The 20,162-nt window shown below is 66.7% G+C and carries 19 protein-coding genes and 2 tRNA genes; 16 read left to right on the top strand and 5 right to left on the bottom strand.

The annotated features are described in order from the left end of the window. The first annotated feature begins 68 nt into the window (after nt 1-68). The 3 genes from AC52GN_RS04300 (at nt 69) to AC52GN_RS04310 (ending at nt 4,643) form a co-directional block, all read left to right on the top strand. On the top strand, nt 69-1,661 hold the full coding sequence (locus AC52GN_RS04300) for a carboxyl transferase domain-containing protein (protein WP_496528291.1): 1,593 nt from the start codon (nt 69-71) through the stop codon (nt 1,659-1,661). A gap of 66 nt (nt 1,662-1,727) precedes the next feature. Then, a complete protein-coding gene (locus AC52GN_RS04305) occupies nt 1,728-2,630 on the top strand; it encodes an enoyl-CoA hydratase-related protein (protein WP_496528292.1) in 903 nt (300 codons plus the stop codon). A 9-nt stretch (nt 2,631-2,639) separates the two neighbouring features. Beyond that, entirely contained in the window at nt 2,640-4,643 is a 2,004-nt protein-coding gene (locus AC52GN_RS04310) for an acetyl/propionyl/methylcrotonyl-CoA carboxylase subunit alpha (protein ID WP_496528293.1), read from the top strand. 36 nt (nt 4,644-4,679) lie between these two features. On the opposite strand, the gene AC52GN_RS04315 is transcribed toward AC52GN_RS04310, so the two are convergent. Then, nucleotides 4,680-4,976, bottom strand: coding sequence for a putative quinol monooxygenase (locus AC52GN_RS04315; RefSeq protein WP_343831504.1), 297 nt, complete (start codon nt 4,974-4,976; stop codon nt 4,680-4,682). A 161-nt stretch (nt 4,977-5,137) separates the two neighbouring features. Here AC52GN_RS04315 and AC52GN_RS04320 point away from each other — a divergent pair, with 161 nt between their 5' ends. The 3 genes from AC52GN_RS04320 to metG all read left to right on the top strand — a co-directional run bounded on the left by AC52GN_RS04320 (nt 5,138) and on the right by metG (nt 8,752). After that, nucleotides 5,138-5,533: a DUF1489 family protein gene (locus AC52GN_RS04320; RefSeq protein WP_312219314.1), complete on the top strand. Its 396-nt coding sequence runs from the start codon at nt 5,138-5,140 to the stop codon at nt 5,531-5,533. Nucleotides 5,534-5,596: 63 nt separating this feature from the next. Continuing rightward, nucleotides 5,597-6,964: an MATE family efflux transporter gene (locus AC52GN_RS04325; RefSeq protein WP_291783014.1), complete on the top strand. Its 1,368-nt coding sequence runs from the start codon at nt 5,597-5,599 to the stop codon at nt 6,962-6,964. A 78-nt stretch (nt 6,965-7,042) separates the two neighbouring features. Then, the gene (metG, locus tag AC52GN_RS04330) at nt 7,043-8,752 is read left to right on the top strand and encodes a methionine--tRNA ligase (protein WP_496528294.1); all 1,710 of its coding nucleotides are present in this window, start codon (nt 7,043-7,045) and stop codon (nt 8,750-8,752) included. 57 nt (nt 8,753-8,809) lie between these two features. Here the strand turns inward: metG and AC52GN_RS04335 are convergent, their stop codons facing one another. Together AC52GN_RS04335 and rlmB are read right to left on the bottom strand one after the other, a co-directional pair. Further along, entirely contained in the window at nt 8,810-9,664 is an 855-nt protein-coding gene (locus AC52GN_RS04335) for a TerC family protein (protein ID WP_343831509.1), read from the bottom strand. A gap of 71 nt (nt 9,665-9,735) precedes the next feature. Beyond that, nucleotides 9,736-10,314 carry a 23S rRNA (guanosine(2251)-2'-O)-methyltransferase RlmB gene (gene rlmB / locus AC52GN_RS04340; RefSeq protein ID WP_496528295.1) on the bottom strand — a complete coding sequence of 193 codons (579 nt, stop codon included), beginning with the start codon at nt 10,312-10,314 and terminating at the stop codon, nt 9,736-9,738. Between the two features lie 448 nt (nt 10,315-10,762). Between rlmB and AC52GN_RS04345 the strand changes: the two genes are divergently transcribed. The 3 genes from AC52GN_RS04345 to tuf all read left to right on the top strand — a co-directional run bounded on the left by AC52GN_RS04345 (nt 10,763) and on the right by tuf (nt 12,267). After that, nucleotides 10,763-10,846 (top strand) — tRNA-Tyr (locus AC52GN_RS04345). Nucleotides 10,847-10,942: 96 nt separating this feature from the next. After that, nucleotides 10,943-11,016: transfer RNA gene (locus tag AC52GN_RS04350), tRNA-Gly, on the top strand. A gap of 60 nt (nt 11,017-11,076) precedes the next feature. Beyond that, nucleotides 11,077-12,267: an elongation factor Tu gene (gene tuf / locus AC52GN_RS04355; protein ID WP_338576128.1), complete on the top strand. Its 1,191-nt coding sequence runs from the start codon at nt 11,077-11,079 to the stop codon at nt 12,265-12,267. Nucleotides 12,268-12,400: 133 nt separating this feature from the next. Here the strand turns inward: tuf and AC52GN_RS04360 are convergent, their stop codons facing one another. Next, a complete protein-coding gene (locus tag AC52GN_RS04360; protein WP_312219366.1) occupies nt 12,401-12,565 on the bottom strand; it encodes a hypothetical protein in 165 nt (54 codons plus the stop codon). A 148-nt stretch (nt 12,566-12,713) separates the two neighbouring features. Between AC52GN_RS04360 and AC52GN_RS04365 the strand changes: the two genes are divergently transcribed. Next, complete coding sequence (locus AC52GN_RS04365) at nt 12,714-14,810, top strand: GNAT family N-acetyltransferase (protein WP_496528296.1); 2,097 nt, start codon at nt 12,714-12,716, stop codon at nt 14,808-14,810. A 101-nt stretch (nt 14,811-14,911) separates the two neighbouring features. Further along, on the top strand, nt 14,912-15,808 hold the full coding sequence (locus tag AC52GN_RS04370; RefSeq protein WP_496528297.1) for a GIN domain-containing protein: 897 nt from the start codon (nt 14,912-14,914) through the stop codon (nt 15,806-15,808). A 157-nt stretch (nt 15,809-15,965) separates the two neighbouring features. Here AC52GN_RS04370 and AC52GN_RS04375 read toward each other — a convergent pair whose 3' ends face one another. Beyond that, nucleotides 15,966-16,715: a hypothetical protein gene (locus AC52GN_RS04375; RefSeq protein ID WP_496528298.1), complete on the bottom strand. Its 750-nt coding sequence runs from the start codon at nt 16,713-16,715 to the stop codon at nt 15,966-15,968. Between the two features lie 586 nt (nt 16,716-17,301). Between AC52GN_RS04375 and rpsJ the strand changes: the two genes are divergently transcribed. From rpsJ to rplB, 5 genes are read left to right on the top strand one after another with little or no spacing between them, the layout of a single operon-like run. Then, on the top strand, nt 17,302-17,607 hold the full coding sequence (gene rpsJ, locus AC52GN_RS04380) for a 30S ribosomal protein S10 (RefSeq protein WP_003164367.1): 306 nt from the start codon (nt 17,302-17,304) through the stop codon (nt 17,605-17,607). Nucleotides 17,608-17,630: 23 nt separating this feature from the next. After that, on the top strand, nt 17,631-18,377 hold the full coding sequence (gene rplC / locus AC52GN_RS04385) for a 50S ribosomal protein L3 (protein WP_496528299.1): 747 nt from the start codon (nt 17,631-17,633) through the stop codon (nt 18,375-18,377). Then, nucleotides 18,377-19,015, top strand: coding sequence for a 50S ribosomal protein L4 (gene rplD, locus AC52GN_RS04390; protein WP_496528300.1), 639 nt, complete (start codon nt 18,377-18,379; stop codon nt 19,013-19,015). The genes rplC and rplD overlap by 1 nt, the downstream gene beginning before the upstream one ends. After that, nucleotides 19,015-19,320 carry a 50S ribosomal protein L23 gene (locus AC52GN_RS04395; protein WP_003170030.1) on the top strand — a complete coding sequence of 102 codons (306 nt, stop codon included), beginning with the start codon at nt 19,015-19,017 and terminating at the stop codon, nt 19,318-19,320. Before rplD ends, AC52GN_RS04395 begins: the two co-directional genes overlap by 1 nt. Nucleotides 19,321-19,324: 4 nt before the next feature. Next, nucleotides 19,325-20,161 (top strand): 50S ribosomal protein L2, encoded by an 837-nt coding sequence (rplB, locus tag AC52GN_RS04400; RefSeq protein WP_291781273.1) that lies wholly within the window; start codon nt 19,325-19,327, stop codon nt 20,159-20,161. Nucleotide 20,162: the final 1 nt, after the last annotated feature.

The raw sequence follows: 20,162 nt of genomic DNA on the forward strand, positions 1-20,162 counted from the left end.
TAGCCGATTTCGTCGCGGGGGAACCGAACCGGCTTCCCCCCGGCGCGGAAGCCTCCTAAACCTTGGGCATGCCCAAGCTGATTTCCGCCGTCGATCGCAACAGTCCTGCTTTCAAAACGCTGGATGCGCACAATCGCGCCCTGCGGGACGAGCTTTATGAAAAGGTCGCCAAGGCGGCGCGGGGCGGCTCGGACGCCAGCCGCGAGCGCCATGTGGCGCGCGGAAAGCTGTTGCCGCGCGAGCGGGTCGAGCGCCTGCTGGACCCCGGCTCGCCCTTCCTGGAGGTCGGCCAACTGGCCGCTAACGGCATGTACCGGGACGAGGCGCCGGGCGCGGGCATGATCTGCGGCGTCGGCCGAGTGTCGGGCCGCGAGGTCATGATCGTCGCCAACGACCCGACGGTGAAGGGCGGCGCCTACTTTCCGATGACGGTGAAGAAGCACCTGCGGGCGCAGGAGATCGCCGAGCAGAACAATCTGCCGTGCGTCTATCTGGTCGATTCCGGCGGGGCCAACCTGCCGCACCAGGCCGAGGTCTTTCCGGATCGCGACCATTTCGGCCGCATCTTCTTCAATCAGGCGCGGATGAGCGCCAAGGCCATCCCGCAGATCGCCTGCGTCATGGGCAGTTGCACGGCGGGCGGCGCCTATGTTCCGGCCATGTCCGACGAGACGGTGATCGTGCGTAACCAGGGCACCATCTTTCTGGCTGGCCCGCCGCTGGTGAAGGCTGCGACGGGCGAGGTCATCTCGGCCGAGGAACTGGGCGGGGCCGAGACCCACGGCCGCAAGTCCGGCGTCGTCGACCATGTGGCCGAAAACGACGAACACGCGCTGGAGATCGTCCGCTCCATCGTCGCCCATCTGAACACCACCAAGCCCCAGCCGCTGGACGTGCGCGAGCCGCGCCCGCCCGCCTATGACCCGGCCGAGCTGTACGGCATCATCCCCGAGGACGTCCGCGCCCCCTACGATGTGCGCGAGGTCATCGCCCGCATCGTCGACGGCTCGGAGATGGACGAGTTCAAGGCGCTGTACGGCACGTCGCTGGTCTGCGGCTTCGCCCGCATCTGGGGGATGCCAGTGGCCATCCTCGCTAACAACGGCGTGCTGTTCTCCGAGAGCGCCCAGAAGGGCGCGCACTTCATCGAGCTGGCTTGCAAGCGCAAGATTCCGCTGCTGTTCCTGCAGAATATCAGCGGCTTCATGGTTGGCGGCAAGTATGAGGCCGAGGGCATCGCCAAGCACGGCGCCAAGCTCGTCACCGCAGTCGCCTCGGCCGAGGTTCCCAAGTTCACCGTCCTGATCGGCGGGTCGTTCGGGGCCGGCAACTACGGCATGTGCGGCCGGGCCTACAGCCCGCGCTTCCTGTTCACCTGGCCGAACAGCCGCATCAGCGTCATGGGCGGCGAGCAGGCGGCCAGCGTCCTGGCTACCGTCCACCGTGACGCGGACACATGGACGCCGGACGAAGCCGAGGCCTTCAAGGCGCCGATCCGTCAGAAGTATGAGGACGAGGGCAACCCCTACTACGCCACGGCCCGCCTGTGGGACGACGGCGTCATCGACCCGGCCCAGACCCGCGACGTGCTGGGCCTGGCCATCAGCGCCAGCCTGAACGCCCCGATCCCCGAGACCACCTTCGGCGTGTTCAGGATGTAGTTTTTCCTTCTCCCACAGGGGGAGAAGGAAGACGTTTCAGGCGTTCAGAGCTTGAAGGAGCCCCTCATGACTGACCAGAAGCCGACCGAAGAAGAGCTGAACGCTCTGGACATCACTGACGCAGAGGCGGCGGAGATGAACGCCATCGCCCATCCCTTCGTCGCCGACCCGGCGCCGGATGCGAACGATGACCTGGTGCAGATCGACGCCACGGCCGACGGTGTGGTCTTCGTCACCATCAATCGGCCGCAGAAGAAGAACGCCTTCGACGCGGCCACCATCGCCGCCCTGTATGAGGCGTTCGAGACTCTGCACGGCGCCGACAAGGTGCGCGTGGTCTTCATCCGCGGCGCGGGCGGGACGTTCAGCGCGGGCGCCGACCTGAACTGGATGCGCGACGCCGCCGACTGGTCAGAGAGCGACAACCGCGACGACGCCATGGGGCTGGCCAAGATGCTGAAGGCCCTGCACGACGTGCCGGCGCTGACGGTGGCTCTGGTCGAGGGCGCGGCGATGGGCGGCGGTGCGGGCATCGTCGCCGCCTGCGACATGGCCGTGGCGGTCGAAGGGACGCGCTTCGCCTTTTCCGAGGTCAAGCTGGGCCTGATCCCGGCGACGATTGCGCCGTATGTCATTGAGGCGGTCGGCGCGCGCCGCGCGCGTCAGCTGTTCCTGACGGCCAATATCTTCGACGCCGACTACGCCGCCCATGCGGGCCTGATCGACATGGTCCTGCCCGAAGGCTCGGTGGACGAGTTCATCTCCATGCTGACGGACAGCCTGTCGGCCAATGCGCCGGGCGCCATGGGCGACGCCAAGCGTCTGGTGAACGACGTGGCGGGCGAGGAGATCGACAATCGCCTGCTGGAGGAGACCGCCAAGCGCATCGCCCGTGCTCGCGTCTCGGCCGAGGGCCAGGAAGGCGTCCGGGCGTTTCTGGACAAGCGCGCGCCGAGCTGGGCGCAATAAGGTAGTCTGATGTTTAAGTCCGTCCTGGTCGCCAATCGCGGCGAGATCGCCTGCCGCGTCTTTCGCACCGCCCGCCGCATGGGCCTGCGCACCATCGCCGTCTATTCCGAGGCTGACGCCGCCGCCCTGCACGTTCGCGAGGCGGACGAGGCGGTGCTGATCGGTCCGGCGGCGGCGCGCGACTCCTATCTGGATGCGGCCAAGGTGCTGGCGGCTGCCAAGGCGACGGGGGCGGAGGCTATCCACCCCGGCTATGGCTTCCTGTCCGAGAACGCCGACTTCGCCGAGGCGGTGGCGGCGGCGGGCATCGTCTGGATCGGCCCCAAGCCGTCCTCGATCCGCGCAATGGGCCTGAAGGACGCGGCGAAAAAGCTGATGATCGAGGCGGGCGTGCCCGTCACCCCCGGCTATCAGGGCGAGGACCAGTCCCTGGAGACCCTGAGCGCCGAGGCGAACCGCATCGGCTTCCCGGTGCTGATCAAGGCGGTCGCGGGCGGCGGCGGCAAGGGGATGCGCAAGGTCGACCGCGCCGAAGACTTCGCTGAAAATCTGGCCTCAGCCCAGCGCGAAGGGCAGTCGTCTTTTGGCGATCCGCGCGTGCTGATCGAGAGCTACATCACCCGCCCACGCCATATCGAGGTGCAGGTCTTCGGCGATAGCCACGGCAACGTCGTCCACCTGCATGAGCGCGACTGCTCGCTGCAGCGCCGCCACCAGAAGGTGATCGAGGAAGCCCCGGCGCCGGGCATGGATCAGGCCACGCGCGACGCCGTCACCGCCGCGGCCGTGCGCGCCGCCAAGGCCGTGGACTATCAGGGCGCAGGCACCATCGAGTTCATCGCCGATGCCTCCGACGGTCTGAAGGCTGACCGCATCTGGTTCATGGAAATGAACACCCGACTGCAGGTCGAACATCCGGTGACCGAGGCCATCACCGGCGTTGATCTGGTCGAATGGCAACTGCGCGTCGCGGCGGGGCAGCCGATCCCTCTGGCGCAGGCCGACATCCCGATGAAGGGCTGGGCGATGGAGGCCCGCCTTTACGCCGAAGACCCGGCCAACGGCTTCCTGCCGTCGATCGGGCGGCTGGATCACTTCGTCATGCCCGACGACATCCGCGTCGACACCGGCGTGATGCAGGGCGGCGAGGTCAGCCAGTTCTACGACCCGATGATCGCCAAGCTGATCGTCCACGAAGACACCCGCGAAGCCGCCGCCGCTCGCCTGGCCGACGCCTGCCGCGAGGTCGAGGTCTGGCCGGTGAAGACCAACGCCGGTTTCATGGCGCGCTGTCTGGATCACCCGCGCTTTGTCGAAGGCGATGTGGACACCGGCTTCATCGCGGCGGAGGAGGCTAGCCTTTTGGCGGCTCAGCCGTCGCCAGACGCTCGGATCGCAGCGCTGAACCTGGTCGCGAACAATCATCATCTGGCGCCGCAGCTAGGTGATTATCTGTCGCCTTGGGCGCCGGACGCCGACAGCGCGGCTGTTGGTTTTCGTCTGAACGGGCAAGCGCGTGCGCTGTTCGTAGCGCAGATCAACGGCGACACGGTGCAAGGTTCTGTTCTGTCGAACCGTACCGGTGACTTCACTTGGAAGATTGAAGCGGATGATCGGATTGCTGTTAGCCGCGCCCATGGGGACAAGATTGTCGTAAACGGCGGTGTGCCGATTGGTTATGCCGTTCCGGCAGATGGAGACGAGGGCGTGGTCTTCGAGCGCGGATATGCATGGCCGGTCACTAGGGCTAGTCTTGCAACTCCATCAACAGGCGGCTCCGCCTCGGACGGAGCCTTGCGCGCGCCGATGCCGGGCAAGATCGTCGCCGCGCCCGCCAAGGCCGGGGACAAGGTAGCCAAGGGCCAGCCGGTCGTGGTGCTGGAGGCCATGAAGATGGAGCACGCCCTGACCGCGCCCTTCGACGGCGTGGTGGCCGAGTTCAACGTCGCCGTCGGCGATCAGGTCACCGACGGCGCGGTTCTGGCCGTGGTCAAGGCGGCGGAGGCTGCCTGAACGCGCTCATCCGTGGAGCTGAGCGGGCTGCACGGGTCAGCGAGGGAGGCCCGCTCCGCCCAGCGGCTCTGTTTCGGTCCGGCTGCCGAAACCGGCGATCAGCGGACGGCCCTTGGCGATGGCGGCCTGCACGGCGGGCAGTTGCAGCGAGGCGCTGTGGCTGTCCCGACTGTCCCACACTTCGGTGATCCACAGGGCGTCGGCGTCCGTCGAATCGCGCGCGACCACATAGCTGAAGCAGCCCGGCATTTCGGCGGTCCCTTCCAGAAGAATGGCGGCCAGGGCGTCGCGCTGGCCAGGCTGGGCCTTTATCTGGCCGATGAGTCCGTACATTGGGGGCTCTCCAAATGTTGGCTGGGCCGCCGTCATGGCGGCGAGGCCCAGGCCTGCGGCGATGATTTGACGGCGGTCGAGGCTCATGACGCGCAGCATGGCGCCGTTCGAGCGGAATGTCCGCCATGACGTCGCCGGTAATCTGATGCTAGAGGCCCCTCATGTCCCTGCACATGATCAAGCTCTGCGTCGGCGTGTCGGAAGTCGAGACGCTGGAGGCGAACGCCGCCCGGTCCGACTGGCGCATCGTCCACACCCGCATGACGCCCAAGCGCGCGGCCGAGATCGAGGACGGCGGTTCGCTGTACTGGGTGATGAAGGGCGTGGTGACTTGCCGTCAGCGCATCCTCGACATCACCACCATCGGCGAGGGCAAGGCCAGTCGCTGCGAGATCAAGCTGGACAGCCAGGTCATCCGCACGGCGCCTCTGGCCCGGCGCCCCTTCCAGGGCTGGCGTTATTTCGAGAAGGACGTGCCGCCGGACCTGTCGATCGCCGAACCGACGGATCTGCCGCCGGACCTGGCGCGCGAACTGCGCGAGCTGGGCGCCTGGTAGGCGCCTGAAACGGCCGGAAAATCATTTGACCCGCGCCCGCGCGCGTGGCTGTTGCGGCCTCCGATGGTCCAGTCCCTGTTCAGCTTCCATAATCGCGCCACCCTGTCCGAGCTGCTGAAGCTGGCATGGCCGGTCGTACTGGCGCGTCTGGGCATCATGACCATGGGGCTGACCGACGCCATCGTGGTCGGCCACTACGCCAGCCGCGAGCTGGCCTATCACTCCCTGGCCTGGGCGCCGTCTTCGGTCATGCTGACGACTGCGGTCGGTCTGATGATGGGGGTGCAGGTCATGACCGCCCGGCTGCTGGGCGAGGGACGAGGCGACGAGGTGGGGGCGGTGCTGCGGCGCGGCATGACCTACGCCCTGCAGATCGGCTTCATCGCCATGATCGGCCTGTTGTTGCTGGGGCCCTTCGGCCTGGTGCACATGGGGCTGGAGGACGGCCTGGGCGAGGGCGCGACGCCTGCCCTGATGGTCTTCGCCCTGTCGATGCCGGCCTATCTGATCTCGGTGTGCGCCCAGTTCTTCCTTGAAGGCCTGCACCGGCCCAAGGCGGGCATGGTCGCTATGTGGGTGGCCAATGCGGTCAATCTGGCGCTGAACCTCCTGCTGGTGCCGGACCTGCTGGGCATCGGCCTGCACGGTGCCGTGGCCTCGGCCTGGGCGACGTTCGGCGCGCGCACGGCGCTGGCGCTCTTTCTGGTGATCTTCATCCTGCGCCTGCCCGAGGCGCGAGCCTGGGGCGTGTTCAACAAGCCCAGGCGCGACAAGGCGGTCGAGAGACAGCAGATGCGCGTCGGCCTGGGGGCGGGCGCGTCCAACTTCATCGAGGTGGGCGCCTTCGCGGCCATGACCCTGTTCGCCGGTCAGCTGGGCGCGGCGGAAACGGCCAGTTGGGCCGTGGTCATCAATGTTTCCGCCATCGTCTTCATGGTGCCCATGGGCCTGTCGTCCGCGACGGCGGTGCTGGTCGGCCGCAGCTACGGCGGCGGCGACAAGGCGGGGGTCATGCGAGGCGGGCTGGCGGGCGTCGGCGTGGTGACGGTGCTGGCTTTCATCATCGCCGTCGGTCTGTGGCTGACCGCGCCGATGGTGGTCAGCGCCTATACGACCGACCCGGCGATTCTGGCCATCGCGGCGCCGGCCCTGGTGCTGGCGACCCTGTTCTTCGTCGCGGACGCCCAGCAGGTGGTCGCGGCCCAGGCCAATCGCGCGGCGGGGGACGTGGTGTGGCCGACGCTGATGCACCTGCTGTCCTATGGCCTGATCATGATCCCGCTGGGCTGGTTCCTGGCGCACAGGATCGGCGTGGACGGCCTGGTCTGGGCCGTGATCGTCGCCAGCCTGATCTCGGGCGCCCTTCTGACCGGGCGGTTCGTGCGGATCGCGCGGCGATTGCCCCCGGCAAAGGCGACGCCTGTCTTATAAGACACTTGGCCCATAAAAGGTGACGTTCGGGTCTGCGCCCTCTATATCCGACGCCTCCCTGTCAGACGTTGGAAGACCATGGCCCGCATCCTCATCACCTCGGCGCTGCCCTATATCAACGGCATCAAGCACCTTGGGAATCTGGCCGGGTCGATGCTGCCCGCCGATGTGTGGGCGCGTTTCATGCGGGCGAGAGGCCATGACGTCCTCTATGTCTGCGCCACCGACGAGCACGGCACCCCGGCCGAACTGGCCGCCGCCGCCGCCGGTCAGGACGTCCGCACCTATTGCGATGAGCAGCACGAGGTCCAGAAGAAGGCCGCTGACGCCTTTAGCCTGTCGTTCGACATCTTCGGCCGCAGCTCCAACGCCCCGAACACCCGCCTGACCCAGCACTTCGCCAAGGTTCTGGAGGAGCGCGGCCTGATCGAGGAGCGCGTCGACCGGATGATCTATTCGATCGACGACGCCCGCTTCTTGCCCGACCGCTACGTCGAGGGCACCTGCCCCCACTGCGGCTATGAGAAGGCGCGGGGCGACCAGTGCGACAACTGCGGCCGCCTGCTGGATCCGACCGATCTGATCAATCCCTATTCGGCGGTGTCGGGCAGCCGCAACCTGGAGGTCCGCGACACGCGCCACCTCTATCTGCTGCAGACCAAGATCGCCGATGAAGTGCGGGGTTGGGTCGACGCCCGCTCGCCCCAGTGGCAGCCGCTGGCCCGCTCCATCGCCTACAAGCATCTTGACGAGGGCCTGATCGATCGCGGCATCACCCGCGACCTGAAATGGGGCGTGCCGGTCGTCGGTCCCGACGGCGGTCCGCGTCCGGGCATGGAGGGCAAGGTCTTCTACGTCTGGTTCGACGCCCCCATCGAATACATCGGCGCGACCGAGGAATGGGCCGAGAAGACGGGCGGGAACTGGCGTTCCTGGTGGCGTCTGGACGAGGGGGCGGACGATGTTCGCTACGTCCAGTTCATGGGCAAGGATAACGTCGCCTTCCACACGGTCAGCTTCCCTTCGACCCTCCTGGGCTCGGGCGAACCGTGGAAGACGGTCGATCAGCTGAAAGCCTTCAACTGGCTGAACTGGTACGGCGGCAAGTTCTCAACCAGCATGGGCCGAGGCGTCTTCATGGACCAGGCGCTGGAGTTGCTGCCCGCTGACTACTGGCGCTGGCACCTGACGGCCTACGGGCCGGAACATTCCGACGCGGCCTTCACCTGGGAGCAGTTCCAGTCGACGACGAACAAGGATCTGGCCGACGTGCTGGGCAACTTCGTCAACCGCATCGTCAAGTTCACGGAATCCAAGTTCGACGGCGTCGTGCCCGAAGGCGGCGAACCGGGCGCGCTGGAAGAAAAACTGGCGGCCGACGTCAAGGCCGCGCTGGCGACCCTGACCTATGAGTTCGAGGCCATGGAGTTCCGCAAGGCGGCTCAGGCGGCCCGCGCCCTGTGGGTGCTGGGCAATGAGTATCTGCAGGAAGCTGCTCCCTGGACGGCGCTGAAGACGGACCGCGAGCGCGCCGCCGTCGTGGTGCGCACGGCCCTCGGCCTGGTGGCTCTGTTCGCCCGCGTCACGGCGCCCTTTATGCCTGAAGCGGCCGGACGTATCGCGGCTACGGTCGGCGCGACGGATCTGTCCTGGCCGGACGTGGAAGGCGATCTGCTGAACACGCTGCCGGTCGGCCAGGCCGTGGCTTCGGCCCAGGTGCTGTTCGCCAAGATCGAGGACGCCCAGGTCGCCGAATGGACCGAGCGCTTCGGCGGCGCCGAAAGCTAGGGTCGCGCCAGGCGTAGAAGTGGAGAAGGCCCGGAGTGATCCGGGCCTTTCGTGTTTTTAGGAGGCGGGTTTCGGGGGGGCGACCGTTTGCGGCGGCGGATCGCGTCGCTCGCGACCGCCGGGCAAGGCGTGGGGCGTGTGGGAATCGGCGCCCTTGCCGGTATGCTTCATATGCTTGGCCTGTTCTTCGGCGCTGATGGCGAGGAAGGCGGGGGCCGAGGCGTTGAAGGCGTCGGCATGGCCGGTGCGCACGATGACCGAGCGCCCGCCGTCCCAGATCATGTGCAGGGCGACGTACAGGACGATGGCCAGACCCACATAGGCGATCCAGCGGTAGCGGTTCAGCAGCTTGGCGATGAAGGTGGCGGCCAGGCCCATCAGGGCGATGGACAGGATCAGGCCAAACACCATGATCCACGGGTGTTCGTGACTGGCGCCGGCCACGGCCAGGACATTGTCCAGGCTCATGGTCAGGTCGGCGATCATGATCTGTATCAGGGCGGCGCCGAAGGTCTTGCGCTTCAGGCCCAGCTCTTCGGGAGAGGGGCCGCCGCCATTCTCCATGGCCATGGCGCGCTCGATTTCGGCTTCGGCCTCGGCCTGGTCGTGCGTGGCCTGCTCACGCAGTTCGCGCCACATCTTCCAGCACACCCACAGAAGCAGGAAGCCGCCCGCCAGAAGCAGGCCGACGATGGCCAGAAGCTGAACGGTGATCAGCGCCAGGCCGATGCGCAGGACGACGGCGACGGCCAGGCCGACCAGGATGGCCTTGCGGCGCTGTTCCTGGGGCAGGGCGGCGGCGGCCAGGCCCACGGCCACGGCGTTGTCGCCCGCCAGGACGAGGTCGATCATCAGCACCTTGCCGAGGGCGGAGGCCTGACTGATCAGTTCGGGATTGGAGAGGAAGTCCATGCCGGACTCATAAGGCCCGACCGGACCCGCGCCAAGTCGCCGCAGGGCGAGTTGACGCGGGAGCTCGATTCCTAGGCTGCGCGTCCCTGGGCGCGGGCCGCTTCATACAGGGCGATGGCGGCGGCGTTGGAGACGTTCAGGCTCTCGAAGCCGCCGGGCATGGGGATACGGGCCATCGCTTCGCAGTGCTCGGCCACCAGGCGGCGCACGCCGTCGCCTTCGGAGCCCATGACGATGACGGTCGGTCGGGCGTCGAGCGCCTGCTCCAGCGTCAGGTCCGAACCGCCGTCCATGCCGATGGCGCGCCAGCCGTGGTCGGCCAGCTTCTCAAGGGCGCGGCTGAGATTCGTCACGCGGGCGCACGGCAGGCGCTCGGTCGCGCCGGCGGAGGCCTTGGCCAGGGCGCCGGCCAGGGCGGGGGAGTGCCGGTCCTGCACCACGATGCCGCGCGCGCCGAAGGCCAGGGCCGACCGGAAGATGGCGCCGACGTTCTGAGGGTCGGTCAGCTGATCCAGCATGACGATGACGCCTTGCGCCGGTTCGGCCAGGTCTTCCAGAGCGACGCCTTCCAGCGGCTGAACCTTGAAGGCCATGCCCTGGTGCACGGCGCCGGCCGGCAGCATCCGGCCCAGGGCGAGCGAATCGACCACCTCGATCTCGGTGGCCGTTGGCCAGATTCTCGCGCTGGATCTCCTCGGCACGGTCTTCCGTGACCATCAGACGGCCGGTTCCACGGCGCGCGGGATTCGCCAAAGCGGCCAGAACCGGATGACGTCCCCAAAGAAAATTATCGGCGTCCGGGCGCGAACGGGCCGGCCGTCGCTCTGCATCGCCTGCGCCGCGTCCTTGCGGGGCGGGTGTTTGAGCCCGATTTGGGCGTGCTTCGTCCCTCTTGTGGAAAGATTGTTTTTTACCGGTTTTCCGGTCGTTGCGTTCTCGAAATGACGACACTATAAGACGGCCTCCGATTTGGGCCCCAGGGCTTTCGGTTCAGGCGCTTCCTCTACTGCAGGCGTCGCCCGACAGCGAAGGCTTTCGTCGCGAATGATCGAAAGATTGTTCACGGCGTTTCCAGACCGGCATTGACATAGGCGCGCTGGGGGAATGTCCCGAGCGGCAAAGGGGGCGGACTGTAAATCCGCTGCGTAAGCTTCGCAGGTTCGAGTCCTGCTTCCCCCACCACGCGCCTCCAATGCCCGACGGGCCGGGAGTCCAGATAGGAATCGGGTGCGGAACCGTCGCTCTTCATTTGAAGGGCGGTGCAACCGCATTCTTCGTGCGGGTATAGCACAATGGTAGTGCAGCAGCCTTCCAAGCTGAATACGCGGGTTCGATTCCCGCTACCCGCTCCAGGTTTTATGAACTGAGCACAGCGCCCCTCCGTTCCGGACCCGGGCCACAGGAGTTTGGCCATGGCCAAGGAAAAGTTCGAACGCACGAAGCCGCACGTGAACATCGGCACGATCGGTCACGTTGACCACGGCAAGACGACGCTGACGGCGGCGATCTCGATGACGCTGTCGAAGGCTGGCGGCGGCAAGGCGATGAACTACGCCGACATCGACAACGCGCCGGAAGAGAAGGCGCGCGGCATCACGATCAACACGTCGCACGTGGAATATGAGACGGCGAACCGTCACTACGCGCACGTGGACTGCCCGGGCCACGCCGACTACGTGAAGAACATGATCACGGGCGCGGCTCAGATGGACGGCGCGATCCTGGTGTGCTCGGCCGCTGACGGCCCGATGCCGCAGACGCGCGAGCACATCCTGCTGTCGCGTCAGGTCGGCGTTCCGGCGCTGGTGGTGTTCCTGAACAAGGTCGACATGGTCGACGACGAGGAACTGCTGGAGCTGGTCGAGATGGAAGTGCGCGAGCTGCTGAGCTCGTACCAGTTCCCGGGCGACGACATTCCGGTGATCAAGGGCTCGGCCCTGGCCGCGGTGGAAGACCGCGACCCGCAGATCGGCGCCGAGCGCGTTCTGGAGCTGATGGCGGCGGTCGACAGCTACATCCCGCAGCCGGAACGTCCGATCGACATGCCGTTCCTGATGCCGGTGGAAGACGTGTTCTCGATCTCGGGCCGCGGCACCGTGGTGACGGGTCGCGTCGAGCGCGGCGTCGTCAAGGTCGGCGAGGAAGTCGAGATCGTCGGCATCCGTCCGGTCCAGAAGACGACCTGCACGGGCGTGGAAATGTTCCGCAAGCTGCTGGACCAGGGCCAGGCGGGCGACAACGTGGGCGTGCTGCTGCGCGGCACCAAGCGTGAAGACGTCGAGCGCGGCCAGGTGCTGTGCAAGCCGGGTTCGATCACCCCGCACACGAAGTTCGTGGCCGAGGCCTACATCCTGAACAAGGAAGAAGGCGGCCGTCACACGCCGTTCTTCACGAACTACCGTCCGCAGTTCTACTTCCGCACGACGGACGTGACCGGCATCGTGCGCCTGAAGGAAGGCGTGGAGATGATCATGCCGGGCGACAACGCCGAGCTGGACGTCGAGCTGATCACGCCGATCGCGATGGAAGAGAAGCTGCGCTTCGCCATCCGCGAAGGCGGCCGCACCGTCGGCGCCGGCGTCGTGGCCAAGATCGTCGAGTAATCGACGGGCGGCCCCTGAGGTCGCACAGTAAGAGTAGCGTAAGCGTACCGGCCTCAAGCAGCCCGCAAGGGCTGTAGGCCAAAGTAAAGCGTAACAGAGCGGCCCCCGGAGCGATCCGGGGGCCGTTTTGCATTCAGTCGTTCGGCGCGCCGGTCGCGGGATCGGTGTCGGTGCGGCCTGAGTTGCTGCTGCCCTTGGCGTCCTTGGGCTCGGTGGCGGGGCGCGGCGGATTGCCGGGCTTGTCGGGGCGCTGGTTCTCGTTCTCGGTTTCGCGGGTCTTGGGGCGTGGCGTCGTCATGGGGACCTCCTGAGGAAGACAATGCGGCGGGCGCCGTGAGGCTCCGATCTTTCGCAAAGAGGCCGGACGCTAACCCGGCCTCAAGGGCTTGGCTTTATCAGTCCCCGACTGGAACGGGACTTGCTGTGATCGTTCTGAAGGGAGCGTCATGTCGGGACCATTATCAGTTGAAATCCGCAGCCTGGCCGACCTGTCGGCTGAGGAGGGCGCGCAATGGAACGATTGGGCGAGGGCGGATGCTGATCTGAGCAGCCCCTATTTCCGTTGGGAGTTCTCGCGCACGGCCGGGGCGATCTGTCCCGGCGCTGCGCTGGCTGTCTTCAAACGGGACAGTCGGGTGGTCGGCTATTATCCGCATCAGCGCCGGGGCGGGACGGTCCAGCCTCTGGCCGCGCCGATGAACGACTATCACGGGGTCATCGGCCCGCGCGACGACAAGCCTTCGATGCAGGAAGCGGCCGCCCTGATCGGCGCGCCGCGTTTCGCCGCCGCCGCGTGGATCGGAGAGGCTCCGCAAGCGATGCCGCGCAACCATAGCGTGATCTCCATCGTGCCTGACGAAGGCGGCTTCGACGCCTGGTACGCTCGGCGACGGAAGGCCTTTCCGAAATACTTCAAGGACAAGGAGCGGTCGCGGCGAGGGTTGGACGGCGCCTTCAAGACGGTTGAGATCGAAATCGGCCTGCATGATCACGCCCTGCTGGAACGCCTGATCATCGAAAAGAGCGAACAGTATCGCCGCACCGGGCACCACGACATCTTCGCGTGCGGCTGGACGGGCCAGGTGCTGCACGCCCTGATGGACAGCGAGGGCGAAGACGGCTTCGGCGCCTCGATGGCGGTGCTGCGTGTCGATGGACGGGTCGTGGCGATGGAGTATTCCATGCACGCGGGGCGTCATTTCCACCTGTGGTTCCCGGTCTACAACCAGGAGGTCGCGCGCTGGTCGCCGGGCATCGTGCTGACCCAGGAGACGATCCGGCTGGGCGCCGAGCGCGGCTACCGAGTCTTCGACTACGGCGTGGGCGTGGGCGGCAACTACAAGAAATACTATGATGACGGCGGCCTGGCGACCGTCGAGGGCGTTGTGGCTCGGCCGGGGCCAGGCAAGGCGCTGTGCGCGACGGCGAGCGCCGCTCTGGGCGTGCTGGGCTCCGCGTGGGCGGAGCGCTTGCGCACCAGTACGCGGCGTCGCTGGTCTGTAGTCGAAGCCTGTGAGACGAGCTTGGCCGGTCGGACCTCGGGGCGCTGCGCGCCGCCGCCGACATGGTGCGGAAACAGAAGGCGGCCGGCGGGGCCGATTGAGGAGGAAAGCGGAATGACGGCTTCCATGACGCGCTATGCGGGCCCGATCACCCAGGCGGAGGTGCATCCTCACGCCCTGGTCGCCGACGGTTTCGCCGAGGATCAGGCTCTGGCCGAGGTGCTGGACCGCTATCCGGCCGACCTGTTCGACATCAACCTGTACGACTACGACGACGAGGGACAGGTCAGCCTGCGCACCGGCGCGCGGGGCCGGTTGAACGGGGCCGAACTGCTGGAGGCGATCCAGCAGGGCCGCCTGTGGGTCAACATGCGCAAGGTCGAGCAGGGCTGGCCCGAACTGTGGCGCGCGGCCATGGTCGACTTCGAGCGCATCCTAGGCGGCTATGGGTTGAAGGCGGCCAGCGCCAGCGGTCAGCTCATCCTGTCCTCGCCCAAGGCGCGGGTGCCCTATCACTTCGACGCGGGCGGCGTGGTGCTGTTGCACATGCGCGGTCGCAAGCGCCTGTTCGTCTATCCGGGCGACGAGGCCCACCTGCCCGAGCGCAGCATGGAGCAGGTCGTCACCCGCCAGACGACCGAGGAGATTCCCTATCGCCGCGCCTTCGAGGACGACGCCCGCATTGTCGATCTGGAGCCGGGGCAGGCGCTGACCTGGCCCTTCTACGCCCCGCACCGGGTGGAGAACCTGGACCGTTTCTGCGTCTCCCTGTCGATCGAGTTCCAGAGCTGGCCCTCGCGCATCCGCAACGGGGCGCTCTACACCAACGCCTTCCTGCGCAGCCGGGGAGGGGAGCCGCGCACGACGGACCGCATGAGCCAGCCGGAATTGGCCGCGCGCTGGGCGGCTTCGGTGGCGCTGAAGCGGGCCGGGCTGATGAAGAGCCGCATCGCCGCCTTTGAGCGAGATTTCGAGCCCGCCGTCGGGGCGACGGACGGGGCGGCGGCCCTGCCGGACCGCGTCGACACCCCTGCAGCCTGAACCGCCTTAGGTTAAAAGGGGTTCATGACCTCGATTTAAACTGACTTTGCGGCGGGCGGCCCTCAGTCTTCCCTGGACACAGAGACAGGGAGAGCTCGCTGATGAAACCCGCTGCAATCGCCGCCGCCATGGGATCCGCATTGGCCGCGTCCGCCGTTCTGGCGGCGCCGGCCCTGGCCGACGAAGTGGCCATCCGCAACGCCGTGGCGCGCGTCATCGTCATTCCGGAAGACCGTGCAGACGTCGGCGTCGAGATCACGCCGGGCTCGGCCGGCCTGCCGGAGCTGCGCCTCGAGCGTCGGGGCGGCCAGGTCCGCATCGACGGCGGTCTGGGACGCGGTCGGGGCATGAGCTTCGGCGGCGGCCAGATCGGTTCCTGCAACAGCGGTCCGGCGGACGCCCGCCAGCCTGGCGAAGGCGCATCGGTCGAGGTGCGCGGCAAGGGACGTATTCGTCTGGAAGATGCGCCGCTGATCGTTCTGCGCACGCCGCGCGACGTGGACGTGAACGGCGGCGGCGCCGTGTTCGGCTCCATTGGACGCGGCGCGCGCTCGGTCGAGCTGGGCAACGGCGGCTGCGGCTCCTGGACGGTAGCGAACGTCGATGGCGACATGAGCCTGTCGGTCGGCGGATCGGGCTCGATCCGGGCCGGCACGTCGCGCGATCTGGAAGCGGCCGTCGGCGGATCGGGCTCCATCTATGCGGGCGCGACCAGCAAGCTGGAGGCCAGCGTGGGCGGTTCGGGCAGTATCGATGTGGCCCGTGTGAACGGCGAGACCGAAATCGCCATCGGCGGGTCCGGCGGCGTGAAGGTGCGCGGCGGCAGCGCCTCGAGCCTGAAGGTCTCCATCGGCGGCTCGGGCGATGTGCGTTTCGATGGGACGGCGGGCGACGTCTCGGCGGCTATCGCCGGCTCGGGCGACGTCCGCGTGGCCGAGGCGACCGGTCGGGTGTCGCGCTCGATCGTGGGATCGGGGGAACTTCGCATCGGCCGCTGACGCCGCGAAGCCTCTGAAGAAGAAGGCCCGGGCGCGTGGAACCCTCCGGGCCTTTTTCGAGCCCGGAATCCGGCGGGCCGCGCTCAAACAAAAACCCCGGCGGATCGCTCCGCCGGGGTTTCGATGATCCGTGCGGCCCGAAGACCGCGAAGATCGCTTAGTTGCCGAACAGGGCGGCGACGCCGTTGGCCGTGCGGCCCAGGTTGGCGCCGGCTTGGTCGCGGGCTTGCAGACCGCCGCCGAAGCTGTAGCGCATGCCGATCTTGAAGACGTTGGCGTCGACGTCCAGGTCCGAGGACTTGGCGTAGTCGTAGCCGCCGAAGACCGAGTACGGCGTGTCGGCGAACTGGTACTCGGCGCCGACGCCGACCGACCAGCCGTCGACCGAGCCGCCGACGAACAGGTTGTCAGCGTTGGCGTAGGCGGCGCCGGCGTTCAGGCGCAGTTGCGGCGTGGCGTAGAAGGCGGCGTCGGCGGCCACGTTCCAGATGTCCGCGTCATGAACGGTGGCGTAAGAGGCCACGCCCGTCAGGGTGGCGCGGTCCAGGTACTTCTGACCTTCCAGGCCGAAGGTGGTCATGGTGCCGCCCAGGGCTTCCGAAGCGCCGACGAAGCCGCCGAAGCGCATGTCTTCGATCTTCTTCGACAGGTGCACGGCGCCGGCCAGGGTGGTTTCGTCGCCACCGTGCTGGACGTCCGTATAGGCGCCTTCAGCGTTGAAGGTGACGGTCCAGTCGCCGAACACCGGCGAAGCGACGGCGCCGTCGATGACGCCGCGGTTCACGTCGATGCCTTCGACGTCAGCGTAGTTGTAGGCGACGCCGACCGAGCCGATGGCGTCTTGAGCGAAGGCGGGAGCGGCGATCAGGGTCGCGGCGGCGACCGAAGCGAGAAAGACGGTTTTCATTTTCTTGTCCTTATGTACTGCCGCCGAACAAGCTCAGCTGGTCCGACGATAGGCGAGACATAGGTCGCTGTTTGGCGCTTTGCCGTAACAAACATGTCATGTGGCGGTCACATCCGGGACGATGTTGCCCAAAAGAGACGCATTGCGGCATAACTGCGTCAGTATGGGGTGGGTATTGCGGCGGCGCCTTTCCGTGGCGTTCATCTGGCCGCTTTCCCGCCTCAGTCCCTAACGATCAGCCCGTGTTATGCTGCGGCGCAGCGTCCGAGGGGCGGTGAGAGGGCGGTGAGTCGCAAACCCCGACGGGGCGGGGATTTCCGCGCTTGACGGAAACGGAATCGGAGGGCATAAGCGCCCCTCTTGTTGGACCGGCTGTGCACTTTCGGGTGCAGACGCGGTCCGCAGGAACGACCTAAGTTACTGTTCTTTGCAGCTTCTTGGGAACTTACGGCCTTCGCGGGGGACTGCGTGGGCCGCTCGTTTTTGCGGATTTGCGTTTCCTGGGGATGAGTTTTCGTCCCGAGGCTTCGGTCTTTGAAATGGTTCACAGGGACGCGGCTCCGGCCGCATGGGAATAACAACCGATATGGATCAAAGCATCCGCATCAGGCTCAAGGCCTTCGATCATCGCGTCCTCGACTTTTCGACGCGCGAAATCGTCAACACCGCCAAGCGCACGGGCGCGACCGTTCGCGGTCCGATCCCGCTGCCGACCCTGATCGAAAAGTTCACCGTGAACCGCTCGCCGCACGTCGACAAGAAGTCGCGCGAGCAGTTTGAAATCCGCACGCATAAGCGCGTGCTCGACATTGTCGACCCCACTCCGCAGACCGTGGACGCGCTCATGAAGCTCGACCTGTCCGCCGGCGTGGACGTCGAGATCAAGATCTAAGAAAGAAAGAGGCGGGATCCGACATGCGCACGGGCGTGATCGCCAAGAAGCTGGGGATGACCCGCGTGTTCGCCGATGACGGCGCACACGTTCCGGTCACTGTGCTCCAGCTCGACGGCTGCCAAGTCGTCGGCCAACGTACCAAGGAGCGCGACGGCTACGTCGCTCTTCAGCTGGGCGCTGGCGTTAAGAAGGCCAAGAACACGGCCAAGGCTCAACGCGAAGCTTTCGCGAAGGCCGAGGTCGAGCCGAAGGCCTATGTGACCGAATCCCGCGTGGGCGAAGACGCCCTGCTGGACGTGGGCGCCGAGCTGTCGGCCGACCACTTCCTCGCGGGTCAGAAGGTCGACATCCAGGGCCATACCATCGGTAAGGGCTTTGCGGGCGCCATGAAGCGCTGGAACTTCGGCGGTCTGCGCGCGTCGCACGGCGTGTCGATCTCGCACCGTTCGCACGGTTCGACCGGCCAGCGTCAGGACCCGGGCAAGGTCTTCAAGGGCAAGAAGATGGCCGGCCATCTGGGCCAGGAAGTCGTCACGACCCAGAACCTGACCGTCGTCCGCGTCGACGCCGAGCGTGGCCTGATCCTGATCAAGGGCGCTGTCCCGGGTCATGACGGCGCCTACGTCAAGATCAGCGACGCCATCAAGAAGGCCCGTCCTTCGGACGCCCCGTTCCCGGGCGCCGTGAAGTCGGCCGCTGCTCAACCCGCTTCCGCGCCGGCTGAAGAAGCTCCGGCCGTTGAAGCGACCGAAGGCGGTGAAGCGTAATGAAACTCTCGGTCATCAAACTCGACGGCAAGGCTGCTGGCGACGTTGAGCTGTCGGACGCCGTCTTCGGCATCTCCGACATCCGCGGCGACCTGCTGGCCCGTTACGTCAACTGGCAGCTGGCCAAGCGCCGCGCCGGCACCCACAAGGTTCAAACCCGCAACGAGAACTCTCGTACGGGCAAGAAGATGTACAAGCAGAAGGGCACGGGCGGCGCCCGTCACGGCTCGCGTCGTGCGCCCCAGTTCGTCGGCGGTTCGCCGGCGTTCGGCCCGGTCGTTCGCGACCACGGCTTCTCGCTGCCGAAAAAGGTCCGCGCCCTGGCGCTGAAGCACGCCCTGTCGTCCAAGGCCAAGGCCGGCGATCTGGTCGTCGTCGACAGCGTCTCGGTCAAGGAAGCCAAGACGGCCTCGCTGCGCGAGACCTTCGGCAAGCTGGGCTGGACCAAGGCTCTGATCATCGCGGGTCCGGAAGTCGAAGCCAACTTCGGCCTGGCCGCGCGCAACATCCCGCACATCGACGTGCTGCCGAACGCCGGCCTGAACGTCTATGACATCCTGCGGGCGGACAAACTGGTGCTGACCAAGGCCGCCGTCGAGGCGATCGAGGCGCGCTTCGCTGAGAAGGAAGCCGCATAATGGCCGCCGCTCAACCCACCGCCAAGCACTACGACACCATCCTGGCTCCGGTGATCACCGAGAAGGCCACGATCCTGTCGGAGCAGAACAAGGTCGTCTTCCGCGTCGCCGGCACGGCGACCAAGGACGAGATCGCCGCGGCGGTCGAAAGCCTGTTCAAAGTCAACGTCCTCAAGGTCAACACCCTGGTTCAAAAGGGCAAGACCAAGCGCTTCCGGGGCATCCTCGGTCGCCGCGTGGACATCAAGAAAGCGATCGTGACGCTGGCCGACGGCCAGTCGATCGACGTCACGACGGGGCTCTAAGACCATGGCTCTGAAGCATTACAATCCGACGTCGCCGGGCCGCCGCGCCCTGGTGCTGGTCGACCGCTCCGAGCTGCACAAGGGCCGCCCGGAGAAGTCGCTGACCCAAGGCCTGACCAAGTCGGGCGGTCGTGGTCAGGGCGGTCGCATCGCTGTCCGCTTCCGCGGCGGCGGCGCCAAGACCCTGTACCGCAAGATCGACTTCAAGCGTCGCAAGTTCGACGTGGTCGGCACGGTCGAGCGTCTGGAGTACGACCCGAACCGCACCGCCTTCATCGCCCTGGTGACCTACGCCGACGGCGAGAAGACCTACATCATCGCGCCTCAGCGCCTGCACGCCGGCGACACCATCGTCGCGGGTGAAAAGGTCGACGTGAAGCCGGGCAACGCCATGCCGCTGCGCTCCATGCCGGTCGGCACCATCATCCACAACGTGGAGATGAAGCCGGGCAAGGGCGCTCAGCTGGCCCGTTCGGCCGGCGCTTACGCTCAACTGGTCGGTCGCGACCAGGGCTACGCCCAGATCCGTCTGGGCTCGGGCGAGCTTCGCATGGTCCTGGACGGCTGCATGGCCGTTGTCGGCGCCGTGTCGAACCCCGAGCACATGAACCAGAACCTGGGCAAGGCCGGCCGCAAGCGTCACATGGGCTGGCGTCCGCACGTCCGCGGCGTCGCCATGAACCCGATCGACCACCCGCACGGTGGTGGTGAAGGCCGGACCTCGGGCGGTCGTACCCCGGTTACGCCGTGGGGTAAGGACACCAAGGGTTCTCGTACCCGCAAGAACAAGGCCACGGACAAGTTCATTATCCGTAGCCGTCACGTGAAGAAGGCTCGCTAAG

The sequence above is a fragment of the Brevundimonas sp. SS2672 genome (assembly GCF_059579685.1).

Bases quoted from the DNA above. Each gene is read 5' to 3' on its own strand.
- AC52GN_RS04300 (WP_496528291.1), top strand. From the start codon at position 69: ATGCCCAAGCTGATTTCCGCCGTCGATCGCAACAGTCCTGCTTTCAAA.
- AC52GN_RS04305 (WP_496528292.1), top strand. From the start codon at position 1,728: ATGACTGACCAGAAGCCGACCGAAGAAGAGCTGAACGCTCTGGACATC.
- AC52GN_RS04310 (WP_496528293.1), top strand. From the start codon at position 2,640: ATGTTTAAGTCCGTCCTGGTCGCCAATCGCGGCGAGATCGCCTGCCGC.
- AC52GN_RS04315 (WP_343831504.1), bottom strand. From the start codon at position 4,976: ATGTACGGACTCATCGGCCAGATAAAGGCCCAGCCTGGCCAGCGCGAC.
- AC52GN_RS04320 (WP_312219314.1), top strand. From the start codon at position 5,138: ATGTCCCTGCACATGATCAAGCTCTGCGTCGGCGTGTCGGAAGTCGAG.
- AC52GN_RS04325 (WP_291783014.1), top strand. From the start codon at position 5,597: ATGGTCCAGTCCCTGTTCAGCTTCCATAATCGCGCCACCCTGTCCGAG.
- metG (WP_496528294.1), top strand. From the start codon at position 7,043: ATGGCCCGCATCCTCATCACCTCGGCGCTGCCCTATATCAACGGCATC.
- AC52GN_RS04335 (WP_343831509.1), bottom strand. From the start codon at position 9,664: ATGGACTTCCTCTCCAATCCCGAACTGATCAGTCAGGCCTCCGCCCTC.
- tuf (WP_338576128.1), top strand. From the start codon at position 11,077: ATGGCCAAGGAAAAGTTCGAACGCACGAAGCCGCACGTGAACATCGGC.
- AC52GN_RS04360 (WP_312219366.1), bottom strand. From the start codon at position 12,565: ATGACGACGCCACGCCCCAAGACCCGCGAAACCGAGAACGAGAACCAG.
- AC52GN_RS04365 (WP_496528296.1), top strand. From the start codon at position 12,714: ATGTCGGGACCATTATCAGTTGAAATCCGCAGCCTGGCCGACCTGTCG.
- AC52GN_RS04370 (WP_496528297.1), top strand. From the start codon at position 14,912: ATGAAACCCGCTGCAATCGCCGCCGCCATGGGATCCGCATTGGCCGCG.
- AC52GN_RS04375 (WP_496528298.1), bottom strand. From the start codon at position 16,715: ATGAAAACCGTCTTTCTCGCTTCGGTCGCCGCCGCGACCCTGATCGCC.
- rpsJ (WP_003164367.1), top strand. From the start codon at position 17,302: ATGGATCAAAGCATCCGCATCAGGCTCAAGGCCTTCGATCATCGCGTC.
- rplC (WP_496528299.1), top strand. From the start codon at position 17,631: ATGCGCACGGGCGTGATCGCCAAGAAGCTGGGGATGACCCGCGTGTTC.
- rplD (WP_496528300.1), top strand. From the start codon at position 18,377: ATGAAACTCTCGGTCATCAAACTCGACGGCAAGGCTGCTGGCGACGTT.
- AC52GN_RS04395 (WP_003170030.1), top strand. From the start codon at position 19,015: ATGGCCGCCGCTCAACCCACCGCCAAGCACTACGACACCATCCTGGCT.
- rplB (WP_291781273.1), top strand. From the start codon at position 19,325: ATGGCTCTGAAGCATTACAATCCGACGTCGCCGGGCCGCCGCGCCCTG.